The organism is Siphonobacter sp. BAB-5385 (genome assembly GCF_002261125.1).
GTDB lineage: Bacteria > Bacteroidota > Bacteroidia > Cytophagales > Spirosomataceae > Siphonobacter.
The window spans coordinates 26,409-44,101 of record NZ_NMPS01000076.1 but is presented as its reverse complement, the minus strand read 5'-3'; the positions used below and the strand labels follow the sequence as shown (position 1 = coordinate 44,101).

Annotated in this window: 15 protein-coding genes and 1 pseudogene; 6 read left to right on the top strand and 10 right to left on the bottom strand. The window is 48.3% G+C overall.

The genetic code is table 11. The annotated features are described in order from the left end of the window. Nucleotides 1–12 precede the first annotated feature (12 nt). The 3 genes from BWI93_RS07530 to BWI93_RS07520 all read right to left on the bottom strand — a co-directional run bounded on the left by BWI93_RS07530 (nt 13) and on the right by BWI93_RS07520 (nt 4,228). Nucleotides 13–1,548: a phosphatase PAP2 family protein gene (locus BWI93_RS07530; protein ID WP_094809810.1), complete on the bottom strand. Its 1,536-nt coding sequence runs from the start codon at nt 1,546–1,548 to the stop codon at nt 13–15. 13 nt (nt 1,549–1,561) lie between these two features. Beyond that, nucleotides 1,562–2,512: a hypothetical protein gene (locus BWI93_RS07525; protein WP_141217385.1), complete on the bottom strand. Its 951-nt coding sequence runs from the start codon at nt 2,510–2,512 to the stop codon at nt 1,562–1,564. A gap of 267 nt (nt 2,513–2,779) precedes the next feature. Beyond that, nucleotides 2,780–4,228 carry a sodium:solute symporter gene (locus BWI93_RS07520; protein WP_094809806.1) on the bottom strand — a complete coding sequence of 483 codons (1,449 nt, stop codon included), beginning with the start codon at nt 4,226–4,228 and terminating at the stop codon, nt 2,780–2,782. 218 nt (nt 4,229–4,446) lie between these two features. On the opposite strand from BWI93_RS07520, the gene BWI93_RS07515 reads away from it, so the two are divergent. Continuing rightward, nucleotides 4,447–4,734, top strand: a complete 288-nt coding sequence (locus BWI93_RS07515) for an ATP-dependent Clp protease adaptor ClpS (RefSeq protein WP_094809804.1) — start codon at nt 4,447–4,449, stop codon at nt 4,732–4,734. An 80-nt stretch (nt 4,735–4,814) separates the two neighbouring features. Next, nucleotides 4,815–5,422: pseudogene (gene recR / locus BWI93_RS07510) on the top strand (recombination mediator RecR). A gap of 56 nt (nt 5,423–5,478) precedes the next feature. Here the strand turns inward: recR and BWI93_RS07505 are convergent. Beyond that, nucleotides 5,479–6,096, bottom strand: a complete 618-nt coding sequence (locus BWI93_RS07505; protein ID WP_094809802.1) for a type IX secretion system membrane protein PorP/SprF — start codon at nt 6,094–6,096, stop codon at nt 5,479–5,481. Next, a complete protein-coding gene (locus BWI93_RS07500; RefSeq protein ID WP_094809800.1) occupies nt 6,021–6,596 on the bottom strand; it encodes a type IX secretion system membrane protein PorP/SprF in 576 nt (191 codons plus the stop codon). Before BWI93_RS07500 ends, BWI93_RS07505 begins: the two co-directional genes overlap by 76 nt. A 242-nt stretch (nt 6,597–6,838) precedes the next feature. Here BWI93_RS07500 and BWI93_RS07495 point away from each other — a divergent pair, with 242 nt between their 5' ends. Continuing rightward, nucleotides 6,839–9,682 (top strand): PKD domain-containing protein, encoded by a 2,844-nt coding sequence (locus BWI93_RS07495; protein WP_176454159.1) that lies wholly within the window; start codon nt 6,839–6,841, stop codon nt 9,680–9,682. Nucleotides 9,683–9,776: 94 nt separating this feature from the next. On the opposite strand, the gene ispF is transcribed toward BWI93_RS07495, so the two are convergent. From ispF to BWI93_RS07480, 3 genes are all read right to left on the bottom strand, one after another. Continuing rightward, nucleotides 9,777–10,268, bottom strand: coding sequence for a 2-C-methyl-D-erythritol 2,4-cyclodiphosphate synthase (gene ispF / locus BWI93_RS07490; protein WP_094809796.1), 492 nt, complete (start codon nt 10,266–10,268; stop codon nt 9,777–9,779). A gap of 56 nt (nt 10,269–10,324) precedes the next feature. After that, the gene (locus BWI93_RS07485; RefSeq protein ID WP_094809794.1) at nt 10,325–11,014 is read right to left on the bottom strand and encodes a hypothetical protein; all 690 of its coding nucleotides are present in this window, start codon (nt 11,012–11,014) and stop codon (nt 10,325–10,327) included. A 117-nt stretch (nt 11,015–11,131) separates the two neighbouring features. Further along, nucleotides 11,132–12,382 (bottom strand): aspartyl protease family protein, encoded by a 1,251-nt coding sequence (locus BWI93_RS07480; protein ID WP_094809792.1) that lies wholly within the window; start codon nt 12,380–12,382, stop codon nt 11,132–11,134. A 215-nt stretch (nt 12,383–12,597) separates the two neighbouring features. Here BWI93_RS07480 and tpiA point away from each other — a divergent pair, with 215 nt between their 5' ends. The 3 genes from tpiA to BWI93_RS07465 all read left to right on the top strand — a co-directional run bounded on the left by tpiA (nt 12,598) and on the right by BWI93_RS07465 (nt 15,882). Continuing rightward, complete coding sequence (tpiA, locus tag BWI93_RS07475) at nt 12,598–13,353, top strand: triose-phosphate isomerase (RefSeq protein WP_094809790.1); 756 nt, start codon at nt 12,598–12,600, stop codon at nt 13,351–13,353. 360 nt (nt 13,354–13,713) lie between these two features. Next, on the top strand, nt 13,714–15,282 hold the full coding sequence (locus BWI93_RS07470; protein ID WP_233207705.1) for a hypothetical protein: 1,569 nt from the start codon (nt 13,714–13,716) through the stop codon (nt 15,280–15,282). Nucleotides 15,283–15,375: 93 nt separating this feature from the next. Next, nucleotides 15,376–15,882 carry a GNAT family N-acetyltransferase gene (locus tag BWI93_RS07465; RefSeq protein ID WP_094809788.1) on the top strand — a complete coding sequence of 169 codons (507 nt, stop codon included), beginning with the start codon at nt 15,376–15,378 and terminating at the stop codon, nt 15,880–15,882. Between the two features lie 41 nt (nt 15,883–15,923). On the opposite strand, the gene BWI93_RS07460 is transcribed toward BWI93_RS07465, so the two are convergent. Then, nucleotides 15,924–16,076, bottom strand: coding sequence for a sigma factor-like helix-turn-helix DNA-binding protein (locus tag BWI93_RS07460; RefSeq protein ID WP_094809786.1), 153 nt, complete (start codon nt 16,074–16,076; stop codon nt 15,924–15,926). After that, on the bottom strand, nt 16,076–17,038 hold the full coding sequence (locus BWI93_RS07455) for a hypothetical protein (RefSeq protein WP_094809784.1): 963 nt from the start codon (nt 17,036–17,038) through the stop codon (nt 16,076–16,078). Before BWI93_RS07455 ends, BWI93_RS07460 begins: the two co-directional genes overlap by 1 nt. Between the last annotated feature and the right edge of the window lie 655 nt (nt 17,039–17,693).

Genomic DNA, 17,693 nt, shown 5'->3' with positions numbered 1-17,693 from the left:
GTTGGGTATCATTTAACGACCAGCTCCATCGAGTTGTGCTCGTTTGACGGCGTATTCGCCTACTGATTTACCGTGAACCAGCCCTACATCCGAATCAGAACGGTAATGAATGCAACCGTAAATGCGGGATACCGAAGCTTCAGCAGCCAGGGCTTGCATGGCGTCGGCGTCGTTAGGAAACAAATACGCCAGTACCGTTGCCGCTGCCCCGGAGAACGTCGAATGTCCGGACGTGAAACTGGGGAAGTTGGGCGTTCCAATAGTCGAGCGTACCGCGTGATCCACCTGGAACGGCCGGGGCGTGTAATAGAAAAATTTAGTATCCCAGCAGGCAATTCCGGCGTCCATCAGCGAAGTACCTACCAGAGCCATGGTCCGGGCGGCCCGGAGTTCATTCTCCTTGTACTTGCGGGTCAGGTTAGCCGCTTCCCGATTCCAGTGTCCGGGCGGCGTGTAACTGCCTACACCATCCGACCAGTAGGAAGCAATGCGGTGCTGATCGCGGGTGAGCTTCTTGCCCATATCGCGTAGTTCCTGCAGATCTTTCTCAAAACCAGCCGAACCCAATGCTGGAGGTGGGCTCGGACGCATAGTCACCTTTTGAGCATCTGTAAAATTCCAGGTTTTTACGTTGCCGAAGGTCGGTAACATCGGCGGACGAGCGGGGGCATCCAGGCTGGTCCATTCCTTCCGTAAACCCCGGGCTTTGGCGTCGGCAATCATGGCGGCTACGGCAGCTTGGTTATTAGCCGCTCCCATGCCATCGGCTTTGGCCCGGGCAATGACTTTTGCCGCTACGGCTTTGCCCAGTGCTTCCCCTGCTTCGAGGTCACTGCGTACGTTAGCCTTCGCCCAGATCCGACTGTTGCGGTGGGCTTCGTAAGTCGCCGTCAGTTTGGCCACTTCGCCGGGGAACATCACTTTCAAAACTTCAAACGAAGCCGCGGCTACCACGGCATCTTCTGAGGGGTACGAAGGCAGGTCGGTTACGGGTAATGTAGAAGTAATACCCGCATCTACCTTCGCCGGAGCCAGTCGATTGTACTGATATTTGTATTTCCAGGCAGCCACCAGAGCATCATACTGAGCAACACCGAGATAGGCAAACATCCGGGAGGCATAGGGGGGATTACAGAAGGGAAACTTTGGTTCAGCCGTGGGATTGGCCGCATCGGGTACGGGATACTTCTTTTGGATCTCGTCGTAAACCGGAGGTAGATTGTAATTGGCCGCCAGGGTACGGGCCAGTTCATTCCAGCGGTAAACGCCACCTGCTGACCAGTAATCGATTGTTTTTTGTTGTTCAGCCGTAACACTGAGGCTTTTCAATTCCTGTAATTCAGCTTTGTAGGTACTGGATTCCGTCGTGAGCGGAGCCGGAACGCTAACTTCATCGGTTGAAGTTAATACAAAAGGTTTCCATTGACCGCCCTGGGCATCCAGCCCAGCTGGTTCGTATACCGTAAGTGACGGCTGATCAATACTCTTATCACAGCTGTTGAGTAAGACGATCAGCGATAATAAGCTTAATCGACGAAGCGTATTCATACGTGTTTGGGGATTAGGGGAGATCAGACGAACGTCCGGTAACGTTGAAAGTATGCTGGATGCCTACCGTATACATGCGGGCCTGACCTACATTGCGGCCGGCGGTTACCTGACTGTACTGTCCAACCAGGGTAAAGAAACTGCCATTTTTCAGATACATGTGCACTTTAGCCATGCCTCCCAACTGAGTCTGATCCATTTTATTGGTGGGGAACGGCATGTCCTGACGGCGGATATCGTCGCCGCTTTGGCTGGTCATGTTGTCAATGAAGCCTTCCACCTGTACGTATTTATTGATGTACCCCAGGCGAGCCGAAGCATCGACTACGTCAGGAACCATCACTTCATGGGTGTCGTACATCACGCCGTCGTACTGATACGAATCCCGGTCGATATGAATGTTACTACGACGAATGTAGCCCGCATGACCGGTCAGGTAAAAGCCTTTGATTTTGTAATGAACGATGCCCTTGATCGAGGCCGTTTTTGAGCGAAGACCAATCGAGTACGGTAACATATCCGGAATGTACTGGTTTGCTGGAGCCGAAATACCTCCCGTTGCAAACAGGGCGAAGGTCCCCAGGGAAGTTTCCGCCCGGAATGCCCGGTATTTCAGCCACACGGAAAGGTCCTGAATTCCTTCCTGACGGGAAAAGTGCCCACCATTTGAACGATTCCAGATGTAGGGCAGACCTGCAATAACGTTCAGATTTTTGGTGAGACCGTAGGCACTCATCAGCATCACATTCTGACTGGTAAAGGTACCTACGTTAGCATTGCTGCGTTTAAGTGTTCCTTCCCAGTACTGACTCCACTGGCTGTTGGAATAGCTGGCCACGTTGCAAATCAGGTGTTTACCCATCATGATGCCGTCCGTAGGGGTTTGAGCCATGCTACGGAAGGCCAGTAAAAAGATACACACAAACGCAAGTCGAGACGACCGTCGCAAAGTAAAAAGACTCATACGTATTAAGTTTGGGGGAATGCAGATACGCTTTTAGATTAGAGTAACTGTAAGATTCTGCTAATATACGGAATCGGTAAATTCCTGAAAATAAAATTCTTGCGGGATCTATATTGTTAAACGCTACCACCTTTTTCAATGGAAAGAAGTAGTAGCGTTTGACAGTACAGATGTTTAGAGGTATGACGTTCTTCTGTACAAAGTTATATTTTTTGCTTTTATAATTAAAAAATGATCTCAAATTTTTTAATTATCTGTACCTGCGTTTTAATAGGCAAGGGCGGGTTTTTTAAGAGCTACCAAACCAGCATACGTAAGAAAACCGTTCAGCAACAGTTTTTCGAAGCCAAAGGTATAACTGAACCATTCCTGCGAATGACTAACCAGTACGTAGGTTAATGCCGGAGAAATGATACAAACCACGGGTACAAAGCGGTCTTTTACTGACCATTTCGTATAGAGTCCAAACGTATAGAGTCCCAGCAAAGGTCCGTAGGTATAACCGGCCAGATCGAATATGGTACGGATCATCGACTGGTTATTCAATTGCTTGAAGAGAATAATCACCACCAGAAACAAGGCCGAGAACATCAGGTGTACCCAGGTTTTGATGCGTTGACGTTCTTTTTCGGGGTATTTTTCAATGTTCAGAAAGTCAATACAGAACGAAGTCGTCAGGGCGGTGAGGGCCGAATCAGAACTGGCGTACGTCGCCGCCGTAATGCCCAACAGGAAGGTGATGGCGGCAATTAAGCCAAAGTGATTCCCTAAAGCCAGCATCGGGTACAAATCGTCGGACTTGGCAGGAATCGTGATGCCCATCTGTTCTGAATAAATCAGCAGCAAAGCTCCCAGGTTGAGGAAGGCAAAGTTGACGATCACCAGTACGACGCAGAACCAGAGCATGTTTTTCTGGGCTTCGCCGATGTTCTTGCACGTCAGGTTTTTCTGCATTAAATCCTGATCCAGTCCCGTCATCACAATGGCAATGAAGGCACCGGAAATGAAATCCTTAAAGAAGTTGTTTTTGGGAGCCCAGTCCCAGACAAAAATCTTTGAATAGGGTGTAGACTGTACAGTATTCCAGAGCTGACCAAAATCCAGGTTAAGCTGCCGGGCAATCAGAAATACGGTTAGAAATACCGCCGTTACCAGAAAAAAGGTCTGAAGCGTATCGGTAATGATAATCGTTTTAACGCCGCCCTTGAAAGTATAAACCCAGATGAGTACAATCGCAAAAAGGACCGTCGCCTCAAAAGGAATGCCGAAACGATCAAAAATTGCCAGTTGCAACACCTGTACGGCGATGAACATCCGGCCCGCGGATCCTACGGTTCGCGAAAGCAGGAAAAAGCCCGCCCCGGTTTTATACGACCAGAAACCAAAACGTTTATCCAGATACGAATAGATCGAAATCAGATTCAGCCGGTAGTACAGCGGCATGAGTACCGTGGCAATCACAAAATAGCCGACCAGATAACCCAGGATAACCTGAAAATAGGTAAACTGAGAGGTACTGACATTTCCCGGAACAGAGATGAAGGTTACTCCCGAAAGCGAAGTCCCGATCATGCCAAAGGCCACCAGATACCAGGGAGACTGCTTATTTGCGGTAAAAAAAGCGTTGGTGTCTGCTCCACGGGAGGTGTAAAACGAAACGGCCACAAGCATCAGAAAGTAGCCAAGCAGGATGAAAAGAGCCAGGTAAGCGTTCATGAATAAAACAAGGGTGCTAATGAGAGAGAGCGGAGCTTTCAATGGGTCGTAAAGCCATCCGGCCAAACATTCTGCAAACCTACAATGGGATGAACAAAATACTGTTTTTTATTCATGGAAGAATATAAACTTCCTTGAACCTTCGGTTGGCTATGCGGGTTATAAAGGGTACATTTGTTTTTGAATAAACCACTGATTTACTGGATATAACCATGTTAATGAACACCTTACCGAAACCCTGGGAAGAAGAAGACGTAGATGTTCTGGAAGCAACTGAGGAACAGGAAGAACATGACCTGGTCGTTTTTAATGATGATGTTAATACATTCGATTGGGTAATCGATACACTCATGGAAGTGTGCGGTCATACGCCTGAACAAGCGGAACAGTGTACCATTCTGATTCATTACAAAGGGAAATGTGCCGTGAAAAAAGGAGCGTTTGAAGAATTGGCTCCCATGCGAAATGCCATTTGTGAACGGGGCATTAGTGCTGAAGTACTTTAGAATCGTTTTTTGTTCTTGGCCTTGTCAATGATCGGAACGAAACAGTCCGGTATCGGCAGGCCGCCAGCCATACCACTCGCTTGAATTATCCTTCGAAACTCATAGAAGACGCTGTTGAAGAGATTAGTAAACTTCCTGGAATTGGGAAAAAACGGCTCTTCGACTTGCTCTGCATTTGCTCAAACGCGAAGAACAGCAGACCTCCCAGTTGGCTGAGGCTCTGGTGAATCTGCGTACCCAAACCCGCTATTGCCGGCAATGCCATACCATTGCCGACGAGGATCTGTGCCAGATTTGTGCCAATCCCCGCCGCGATAGTCAGTTGATTTGCGTGGTCGAAGATACCCGCGATGTGCTCGCTGTTGAAAATACGGCTCAGTTTCGCGGGGTATACCACGTACTGGGTGGATTGATCAACCCACTGGAGGGCGTAGGCCCAGCTGACTTACAGGTCGAATCGCTGATTGACCGGGTGGCCGATCCGAAAAACGAAATTCGGGAGGTGATTCTGGCTCTAAGTCCCACCATGCAGGGCGATACTACCTCGTTTTATCTGACGAAACGACTCCGGCAGTATCCCATCAAGATTACCACGATTGCCCGGGGTATACCCATTGGGGGCGATCTGGAGTACGCCGATGAAATCACCCTCGGCCGCAGTATCATCGGTCGCGTGACCTACGAATAAAACTACTTGTCGTATGTAAAGAAGAGCGGCTTGTTCATGACAGGTCGCTCTTCTTTTCACAGGGCAGGAAACTTGAATTGCCGAAAACGTTTGGTTGAAAGCCCCAGCTTTTCCAGCCCCATCCAGAGCGAAAGTTCATAAGCTCCGCCCGTGTATCCTCGAAACGTAGACAGCGGAAAATCATAGCTAAGTTCGACCTGAAACGGAAAATCGGTAGGTTGGATACCGACTAAAAACACCAGAGCATTTTGCTGGAAGTTTTTACTGGCTTTGTTCAGAGGAATTCCCCGAACCCACGCCCCTAGCATGAGGGGACTGTACCGCCAGTTGTACCCGAAATCCAGTTGAGCCAGCCCCGCCTGTTGTCGAACATTAGCCGCTAGCGTATGGGTTCGTACGCGGTAGGGGCTAGGGGTATGTCCCCGTTCCAGGCTAAGGATCCGGGCAAACGGAATGGTGAGGCCCGCCTGTAGACTTACTCGCTGGCTGACGGGTAACCAGGGATCATTTTGTAGGGACTTGTTCAGGTGATGGATGGCTCCGCCGACCCAATACATCGTTTCGGTGCGATCGTAAAGAGCCATGTTTTCCTGCGGATCTACTTCGAAAAGTAATCCGGCATTGACGTCAAAGAAATTTCGACTGATACCATTAGCCAGAGCAACCGGATCCATGGAGGTCGGCGAAACGCCCGATCCCGAAAACTGGTCGGCGAATAAAAGACTCTGTCCTCGAATAAGCGACTCACCCCGCCTACCTGCATACCACTCCAAAATTTATACTTACCATCCCTCCCAAAACGAGCCAGCCGTTTCGACGCCGATATATAGCCGCTGGTTGTATAGAGCCCTTCGGCACTGCCCATGAAAGTACCCGCCCCCTGTTTATCCCGCATGAGTTGCAACCCCAATCCTAACGAAGGCTGACCCGTACGCGAGTCCGTGTTTTCCAGATAGGTATCGTAAGAGGCGGCCATGGTTTCAAAATCACGGTTAAGGCCATACGCCTGCTTCCGATAATTGACAATGACGCGACCCATGCGGGCATTACCCGTAAAAGCAGGATTTTGAGCTAATGGATTGGCATAAAATTGGGAAAATTGCGGATCTTGACCGTATACTTCTGCCAGAAAGGCAAAGAGTATAATCCAAAAAGTAAAGTAAAAACGGGGCATAGGAGAAGGTGCGTTGGATAAAAGGTTCGGAAAGATAAAAAAGAGTATTTATTATTGAGTATAAATAAATAGATGATAAGCAATGAATAGCTATTTTTACACGATCCGAACTATGCCCACTATTCATGAAATTAGGTTGTCTTTCGTTTTTGTGCCTAGTATTTACTTGCACCGCATGGGCACAAAAAGCCACGATTCGTACCTGTGACCAACCTTTAATTTGCGTTACGGAGAAAGATTCGGTGTATTCGTTATGCGTAAAAGTGATTATTCCGGCGGGGCATTGTCCCATTACAAATTATACGATCAGCTGGGGGGATGGGAGAAAAGATGAGTTTACGCAAACGCTCGATTATTCAAAGGATAATGAAATCACCCGCACCCATACGTATAGCCTGGGGGAATTTACCCGAAGCTGTGGTACCGGTGTTGATTACAACCTGGAGTTGCGGACCGACAATGCCTGTCAGCCTCCGGTAGATACGGATATCTTTCCCATCACATTCAAAAGCAGTCCACGAGCACAATTCAGTGTGCCGGATATTTGCCAGGAAAATGCCGTACGCATCGGTAATACATCCTGCCCATCTCGGAATGAAATGACTTATAAGTGGGATTTTGGGGATGGAGGCACTTCCACGGATATTTACCCAACCCATATTTTCTCCAGCTCGCAGGATGCGTATAAAGTTACGCTAAGTGCCACTAACAGTTGCGGTACTACGACCACTACTCACACCATATCCACCCGAAAAACCCCACTCGCCCAAATTCGACCGAACGGTGTAAAAATCATGGATGGGGATACGCTGGTATGTTTGGAAAATGGAGGCATACTGACACTGGATGGTACGGTCTCGCTGGGGAGTTCACGCTATCAATGGCAAATTAGTGGAGGGGCCTATACGCTCGTTCAGAATACATCGCTTACCTCGTCGGTGTTACGGGTACAGTTAAAAGAGCTAACGTCGTATCAATTCACGCTTGTTGCCCTGAATGACTGTGCAACGTCCAGCCCACGAACCATTCGTGTGCGTACGGTAGCCAAGCCCGAACTCACCATTCAGCACCAGCCCAGCGTATGTACGCCCATTCGGTACCGGATTCCGAACCCTAATCCAAATGCCCGGTACTTTGTGAACGGACAGCCTTTATCCGCTGGACAGGAGCGGGAATTGGGATTTTCCCCGCAGCCTTACATTATAACCGCTGAATTACCTTACGCCTGTGGTACGTACGCACCAAAACCCGACACGTTTTACGTACGGGAAGTGCGGTCGTTAAAAATTCTGTCTCCTTCGCGTGATACGAGTCTTTGCCTCGGGACCAAGCTATTACCCCTAACGACGAGTGAAACCTGGGGAAACTGGCAGGGAGAAGCGAGTCTACTGTCGCAGCAATCGGGGAAAACCTATTTTAATCCAAAAACAGCCGGAACCTATCCGTATCGTTACGTTTTGGGCGAAGGCGAATGCCGAACGGAAGTTTCGGTAACTCTTACCGTCCTTACAGCTCCTGAATCGGCAACGTTTACGCCCAGCGTTCGGGAGGGATGTACGCCCCTGAATGTGACGTTTCAGCCTCAGGCTACTCAACGGCCGGGTTTTACTTCCGAGTGGTCGTTTGGCAGCGTGAGTACTAGTAATGAACACGCCCCTTCGACCAGGCTGGAAAATACAACGACTGACCGGCGAAGGTTTCTAATTACTCACACCCTGAAAAACACCTGTGGCACCAAGCGGGATACGCTCACAATTGTCGTGAAACCACTGCCAAAGGCGGGCATTGGGGTGGATTCTACCAGTATTCGCTGTGCTCCGGCTCGGTTTCTGTTTTCTAATCTTTCCGTTGGAAAAGCCGGGGCATCTGTCTGGAAGTTTGGAGACGGTACGCCCGAGGTTCATTCGAGCGACGATACGGTAGCTCACGTGTATGCTTCCCGTGATCAGCTGCAGACCTATACGATTACGCTGACGGCTAAAAACGAATGCGGAGCAAATGAGGCTACGGCTCAGGTAAAAGTATCACCCAGTACGGCTAAACCGCTATTTTCCATGAGTGAATCAGTGGTTTGCCCGGGAGCACCCGTACAGTTTACGGATGCTACAGTGCCCGTCGCTACCCGCTGGCTCTGGCGGTTTGGCAATGAAGGCACTTCTACGGAACAGAATCCTACGTTTGCGTTTCAGAAACCAGCAACTGCTTATATCATTACATTGGTGGCCGTTACCCCTTGCGGAACGGATTCAACACAGAAGCGTATCCAAACTTCCATTCGGCCACAGGCGAGTTTTAGCGTTGATTCACTGGCTTGCATCGGGCAACCTGTACGGCTAGTAAATACAAGCGATCTGACGCAAACCCAACTCACGGGGTTTCTCTGGGATTTGGGGAATGGTACGCTCGATTCAGCCCAGGTTTCTCCGCAGCTTAGCTACGCGAGTGGCGGTACCAAAACCGTTAAGCTTACGGTGTTTGGGACGCCCCGGAGTTGTGCTTCACTGACCCTGCAGCGAACGATTCAGGTACGCGAGGCTCCCAAAGCCGCTTTTAGTGTGGGGGAAACATTCTGTTCGTCCATGCCCGTGAAGCTGACTAATGCATCGGTGGGAGCCACCGATTATCAGTGGTATCTGGATGGAGCCCTGGTTTCAACGGGCGAACATCCAGAAGTGGCTATTCCTTCGGGCGTTCATCAGTTGTCTTTAAAAGCAGCCTACCTCAGTGTTTGTTCGGATTCAACTACCGAGGCTACCGCCGTACAGATGGATTCGTGCTGGGTAGGGGTACCCGAAGCGTTTACGCCCGATGGCGTCGGTCCGAGTACGGGTGAACGGATGACCGTATTTGGGAATAAGCTAGAAAAGGTAAAGCTGTTCCGTGTACTGAATCGCTGGGGAAATACGGTTTTCGAAAATAAAGATTTTACGCCCAACGATCGAGAGCTGGGCTGGAACGGAAAAGATTCGCAGGGCAACGCTATGCCTGCTGACCTCTATCTGTACGAATTAATCTATACGTACGGTAATCGGGAAAACGAACCGAACCGTAAGGCAGGTACGTTTTATCTGTTGCGAAACAAGTAAGGCCTACACAGGGAAGTAATAAATAGCTCGCCCCGATTCATAACCGTCATGGAATGATCGGGGCGTTACTAGTGGTGCATGTGTAACGCAGGCCTTACAAATCTGCCCGCACAATCAGGGCTACGGCGTGAGCCGCAATCCCTTCTTTTTTTCCAACAAAGCCTAAATGTTCGGAGGTAGTAGCTTTGATAGAAAGATCCTCTTCATCGATCTGCATTACCCCGGCCAGTACGGCCTTCATCACCGGAATGTGCGGATTGAGCTTAGGTTCCTGTAAAACTACGGTTACATCTACATTTCCTACTTCATACCCTTTTTCCCGAATCATTTCCAGAACGCGAACCAGTAGAAGCTTGGAGTCAATGCCTTTCCATTGCGGATCTTTATCCGAGAAATGGTAGCCAATGTTTCGCAGATTGGCTGCACCCAGCAGAGCATCACAAATGACGTGGCAAATAATGTCCGCGTCAGAGTGGCCTTTGGCCCCGTGTGAATGCGGAATCTGAATGCCGCCGAGCCAGAAAGGGCGGTTTTCTTCTAATTGGTGAACGTCGTAGCCATGTCCGACGCGAAAAGGAATCTTCATGCAGTAGATGAGCTTTAGCCGGACAAAACTATGGATTTTTACGGAATCAGACGGATTTACGGCGTCAGACGGTACTTGAGCGAAAACAATAAGTATGGCAGAAAGCTGTAATTCCGCATGTTATGTTCAATCTGAGGAATCTGGTCGGGCAATGTAGTGGCGTCGAGCAGGCCTGTTGTACTAAAATCAATTTTAGGGCTTCCCAAGTAGTAACAACCTAGTTCGAAACCAACGCCGATCCGATTTTTGGGAACGGCTCTGCCCACCCCTAGTCCCAGGTGCGGAGTTACCTGCCACCAGCGAAGTTGGAGCTCTACATTCCCAAAATCTTCCGGTTTAATTTCAATGTCATCAAGAATCAGGCCCGTATCGGAGGTGCCCAAAACCGCATAGTTTGGGTTAACCTGATAACCCAGGCCGCCCGTCAGGTGGAAAGAACTTCTCGAAAACGGAAACCAGTCGGCGTGCACTTGCAGGAGATTCATGCGAACGAGTGGCGACAGGTGCAGTTTAGAGTCATCGTTCACATCCACATCGAAGGGCTTTTTGTAGCCTACGTGCGTAAATCCCAGCCGGAACTGCCAGTTCGATCGTTCGCGGGGACTGTAACCCACCTCCGCTCCATAACCGAGCGTACCGCCCAGTAAACCCAGGGAAAATTTTCGGGAAGGCGGATCAATAGTGGGTGTGGCAAAAGCTGACATACCAACGGTACACAGCAGGAGTACTAACAAACGGGTGCTCATAAACGTGGCGGCGTTTAAGGGTTCAACGAGTCTACGAAAGTAATAACGTTGGTCAATACTAGCCGAAAGAGTTACGGCCAATACTGATTTTAACCCTACAAAAACACGTTCCAGCGTTTAGATGATGCGTTTTAGTACCAGACTGGTCACCATTAGTTGTCCGTTTCGGCGAATAGCCATGAGCAGTTCCTTGCCTTCGCCGCGTTGCATAATTTTGTATAAATCAGACATGGAAAGATCGCGGCAAATTTCTCCGTTCACGCTGATCAGCTGATCGCCTTCTTCGAGTCCAGCCAGTTCAGCGGGCGAATTCCGCTCGATACGTTCAATGATATATTCGTCGTAGTCAACGCCCTTGGCCACAATGTCCATGCCACTCATGTTGTGTTCAAATGCTTCCCGCAGGCGGCGGCGGATGGGCTTCAGTACCACATATCGCTGCTGGTAATTGAACGTTACCCGGAATCGCCGCAACAGTTCGCAACCAATGTTTCCCTGGCGTTCGAGATGTCGGCCCAGTTTCATGCCATAGGCCAGACTATCGGGAAAGGAAGCAATCAAATTGGTGAGTTCCAGTTTATTACCAATCCGGATTTTTTCCACGCGGCCCAGGCTACCATTGATTACCCCGCTTAATCCACGGCCAAGCTGGGTACGGATGACCTTATTGGGCAGGGGAATTTGGTTACGGGAATTGACATCAAGCGAAAGAGCGTGCCCCGCCCCGGTATCAATCACCACTTTGAGAGGCACTGTGCGAGCTTTATCAACCAGAGCTACCGCGTTCAGGTAAGGTTTGGCATCCTCAATGGTGATCGGAAACTGATCGCCTTTCCGACTTTTATAGCGGTAGTGACTCGGCTCTTCCAGGAGGAGTTCCTTGCGGGCAAAATCAATAGTCACCACAAAATGACTGAACAGTTCGTAGCCAAAAATCCCATGAATGGGCATTCCCACGTACTCCGAAATTTGCAGAATATCCTGATCAAGGACCACAATATTCTGATTGCCACCCCGCACATGCCCCATCTGAATGGAGTTGCCAACCATAACCGTTGCCGATAGGTGCCCGCCTTCGCCCGCTCCGGCAATCTGTACTTTCCGAACCGGCTTCATGCGTTGAACAATGGGAACTTTAGGATCGGTAATTAGTATGGTGGATACCCCCGAATCGAGAATAAAACGAAGCGTATCCGAACCATTTACCTTAACGGGTACGATGATCAGATTCGATTGTAATTCGAACGGAATGCGGGTGGTTTTATGACGAGCTTTCAGATACAGGCCAAAACGTTCCTGAGCCAGCGTAGCGGGAGTCAGGCCTAAAACCAGCCCGAACAGGAGTACGAGTGGTAAAGCGTGTTTCATGACTGTCGTGTTTTGGAAAAACTGACTTTAATGTACACGCTTTATCGCTCATAATCAATAGGCTACGCGATGATTATTAGCTTCACTTCGGCACTTTCGGGGATTTTCGCTACTTTCGTCGCCGGAATGAAAAACTAAAATGCCGCTTCTTACGCAGGAAAGGCATTATTTTTTTAATTAAAAGTAATCTTCTGATTTTTATATTTTTTTCGCACATGAGAAAAAAAATTGTTGCAGGTAACTGGAAAATGAATAAAACCGCCGAAGAAGCAGTAGCGTTGACTTCGGAAATCGTACACATGATTGCTGACGAAGTAACCAGCGACGTAGAAGTTGTCCTCTGCGTTCCTTCGCTGTATCTGTCTACACTGCAGCAGTACGCAACCGGCCGGGTTTCGATCGGAGCTCAGAATATCCACCAGAAAGCTTCCGGAGCGTATACGGGCGAAATCTCGGCTCCGATGCTGAAATCACTGAACATTCCCTACGTAATTCTGGGACATAGTGAGCGGCGTCAGTTCTTCGGTGAAACCGACGAAATTCTGGCTGAGAAAGTAAACATTGCCCTGGAAAATGGACTGAAGCCTATTTTCTGCTGCGGTGAATCACTCGAACAACGTCAGAACGAAGATTACGTAGCCCTTGTACAGGCTCAGTTGACGAATGCCCTGTTCCATCTTTCTGCTGAACAATTCGGCCAGGTTGTGATCGCTTACGAACCCATCTGGGCTATCGGTACCGGTCTGACGGCTTCTGCTCAACAGGCTCAGGATATGCACGCCGCTCTGCGGAGCCACATTGCCAGCCAATACGGAGCTGAAGTTGCCGATAACACCACCATTCAGTACGGTGGAAGTGTTAACGCCGCCAATGCAGCCGAACTTTTTTCCAGCCCGGACGTAGATGGTGGTTTGGTAGGCGGAGCTTCACTGAAGTCACGGGACTTCGTGAACATCGTGAAAGCAATCTAATCGGTCTTTCGAAAGCAGAAACAAGCTTTTGTAAGACGATTTGAAATATCTCAAGGAATGAGTGATTCTCCTAAAGTGAGATGATCACTCATTCTTTTTTGTCGTAGGTAAACCATTTGAACGGGAGGTTCGTACTTTTTAAAAATCCAATTTTCTCAATCAGGCTTCCTAAAGTTTTATTTTCTATTTTTGCCGCGATCGTACTTTCTTTCTACCGCTAAATGGGCTCTGGATGCAATATTTTACCCTATTTTTTCGTGAAAAGAAGCACACAGCCTTAGCCATGATACAGCTACTATGATGAGATATTTCATAAAGCGACTCTTTTTCGTACAATTTCTTGCTCTAATCGGATTCAATTTGACGGCGATAGCTCAATCGGCGTTGCCCGCTCAGTCCAATCTGCGAATCATCTTTCCCGATCAGTCCAACTGGAATGTACTGGAGGAAGGAAAACTTTTTTCCTTTAAACTTCAGACGCGTCCAAGCCATGCGGATAGTACGGCCGTTCGATTTAGTATTGTCGAAGGTCGGCAGGAAGGTATGCAGCTGGATTCGCTGGGAAATTTTCAGTGGACGCCGAGTTACGATCTCGTAGACCGGATCCAGGGTAGCAAGACGTTTACCGTACTTTTTGCCGCCAGCATTGATAAGGGTGAACAGGTACGTCGGAGTGCCGAGTTTCGGGTGCTACACGTCAATCGGCCACCCATTATTGGCGATTTGAAGCCTTTCTACGTACAGTTTAACGTACAGAATACGTACCAGATCGATCCAAACGAAGTACGCGACCCGGATCAGGATCCAATCGTATTCATTCCCATTACGGATCAGTTACCCGAAGGAGCGAAGCTATCGGCTCAGGGAGAATTTACCTGGAAGCCTTCGCAGACGCAATTCAATAAGCTTAAAACATCACCGTTATACGTTGAATTTTTCGTAGAAGATCAGCCTACAAAAGCCCGTACGAAAGGACGTTTAAAGATCGACGTTACGCAATTGGATTTGCCTCCGGTTGTTTCCGTAGTTCCCAACGTAAGTACCATCAAATTACGGGAAAATACGACGTTGAACCTGGCCTTGTACCTGACTGACCCCAACGGCGATCAGGACATTCAGGAATTCTCGTTCCTATCCGATAACCGGTCGATACCCAAGGAAGCACTCAAGAAAAATACCAACACGCAGTACGAATTTATCTGGAGACCAGATTACGATTTCGTGAAAGATCCACTGGATACGCTGGGCTTTAACCTGACCTTCTTTGTGATGGACAAGAGCCAGAAGCGGGATGAAAAACGGATTCACGTGACGGTAGAAAATGCCGTTAACGAGCGTGAAAAGGATCTTCAACTCTATATTCAGTACCGCACTTCCCTGATTCGGGCCTGGGAACTGATTGCTCAATTGACCGAAAAGCAGGACGAACTCAGCAAGCTGTACAAGCGGGCGAAGACCGGTAAGAAAAATCGTTCGGTAATGAATGCCGGAATCGGGGCCGGTACAGCGGTGGTGCCCTTGACGATTACGGGGGACGAAAAAGGATCCATTAATGCCCGGCGAATCATCCCAACGATAGGTGGAACCGCTACCGCAACGGTAGGTACCCTGGAAGCTACTGAAGTCATTGGTCGCTCTATCAGCCCGCTGGTGGATCAGTTGAATAAGATCATCGTCAAAAGAAATGAGTTACAGACCAAGGGAGACATTTTTGCCCGGAAGTACAACCTGAAATCCGCTCGTCGGAATCAGAATGGACAGACTTTTGCTAAAGACCTTGATGATTTTGAAGCTTCCATGAAAGTAAACGACCTGTTAGCTCTGGAACTGGATGCGGGCTGGCAGGATCGTAAAAAGCCGAAAAGTCAGGAACAGCAGGACAAGAGTCTGCAACGGACGTTCCGGGATTTTGTACCTTTTGAGGAATAATCCTACGAATCAACAGCCCCTGAAAAGCGGAAAAGATACCTTTTCCGCTTTTTTAGTCTATATTCAATCCTTAATCAGAATTATCTCCGATTCATGATCGAAACGTCTCGTCTTCGTTTACTAGCTTGTGATCTAACGCTTTGGGAAGCCGTACTGGCCGGTAATAATGTGCTCAGCCAAGTGATTGGAGCAAACGTGCCTCGTCGCTGGAGTGAGAATACGGACGCTTTTCCAGCGTTCTATCAGCAGGTCAAGAAAGATCCTTCGCTTGAAAAATGGGGTGCACATTTGATCATTTATCGTCCGGAGAACCTGCTGATTGGCAGTTGCGGCTACAAAGGACAGCCCAACGATCAGGGAGTCGTGGAAATTGGTTACGAAATTAAAATCAGCCACCGGGATCGTGGACTGGCCACTGAAGCAGCGAATGCCCTGGTGGATTACGCCTTTACTTTTCCGGAAGTTCATACCATTGTCGCTCATACGCATGCTGAAGAAAATTCTTCGGCCAAAGTGTTAGGCAAAGTAGGCTTCCAGAAGAAAACAGAAGTACTCGACCCGGAAGAAGGCTCACTCTGGCGATGGGAACTGACTCGCTGAGCGTACCACTTTCTGAAAGTACCAGGCTTTTGGAAAGTGATTTATAAATTCCGGATCATGGCTTCCAAATCATCCTCCGGCTTCAGATTCAGGCGTTTACGCAAGCGATAGCGGGCCGTATTCGCACTTTGGGGTGAGATACCCAGAATATCGGCAATCTCCTTCGTGCTCAGATTCATCTTCAGCAAAGCCATCAGCCGCAGATCATTGGAACTGAGCGTAGAAAATTCCGCGATGATTCGCTCAAAAAATGAGGATGGACATTTTCAAACACATCCTTGAAATAGGTCCATTTATCCTCGCCGTGCAGGTAGGTGGTAATCTGACCAGGAATTCGGCGTATATCGCTTAAATTTTCCTTTTGAATCTGCTGCCTGATTTCTTCCAGAAAACGGCTGTACTTGACTTCCTGAAGCGTATAGCTGGTTAGCTCGCGACTGCGTTGTTCCAGTTCTTCTTCCCGTTGATGCTTTTCCTGTTCCAATAGCTGAGCATACGTACCCAGTTGCTTGTTCTGTTGCTGAATCACATTCAGGTTCAGAAACATCTGTACTTCAGTGTTATAGAAGTACGTAGAAGCAATGAAGAGCATGACGGTCACGCCCGTACACTCAAAGAGCCGAATGGTTTTTTCGTCGGTATTCGCCAGCGGGGTAATGTAAATCAAAAGCAGCATCGAAAGCAGACCCACCAGCGAAATGGTTAACCGGGGCCGCCAGTCGGTCAGGAAGATAATCTGTGCTGCAATCAGAGATACGAAATAAAATACGATGGACTGCCGGGCCTTGTATACCAATAAGGAACGAATGAAGAGGTATGTACAGGTTAACGTAATGTTAGCGTAGTAGGCAAACCGGGCTTTCGCAGAGAGCTGCAGCGTTCCCCGAGGCCAGTGGGTCAAAGTATATACGGCGGTCAGTAAACAGAGCAGTAAGAGAAGTTGCGTGTAGATTAAGTATCCACCAATCCCATCATCAAAGGACTGCTCTCTTCGATAGGCGACCCAATCCAGAATAATTAACTCCAGAAAATAGGCGGCCGTGGCCCAGGCAAGTAAATAAATACGGCTACGGATTAATTGAATACGATGCTGACTAAATGCTTTGGCGTATTCATTCGGAACTCGTTTAAAAAGGCGGATAATAGATAAGGACATTCAGGCGGAATTAATTCATAACAAAAATGTATGTAAAAACACTATTTTACAATCTGTCTATTGAAAGTCTATCTATAAAAATTGCATTATGTACTGATAGCAACCACTTTTGTATCGTTGAGTCAGCAGGGACAAAGCGGATGTCTATACAGGTAAAAGAGCCGTGGGCGGGCTTGAATGGGAAATTTAACAATTATTTATTGTTGAAAAGTCGGATTAAACTCAAGCAGTTGAAATTGTATTATTACCAAAAGGTAAGTTATATAAAAGACTTTCATCTGATTATTCATTTCCCCCATACACTTTGTACTTTTTCATCCATTTACCGCCGTTATGGAGTCTAGCAGCATCTCTTGTCCTCGTTGTAAATCAACCTCAACAAACAGACGTCGAAGACCAGCTACTGTAAAATATTTGTTCTTTTTTGTCCCCGTACGGTGGTATTTATGCGAATGCTGTCGTCGGTCATTTTTCAAGATTCGATGAGTTAACCTACCCCTGAAAACGAAAGCCTGGCTTGCAAAAGCCGGGTTTTTTATGGTTGAAGCGAAACAATCCGGCAAGGAAGAAGCCTTCGCCCAGGAATTTTCTTCGTCTATTGCCCAGGCGAGGTCTGTATAGTTGTTTCTCTGAACACTTGTTGTTTGTTTTGAGA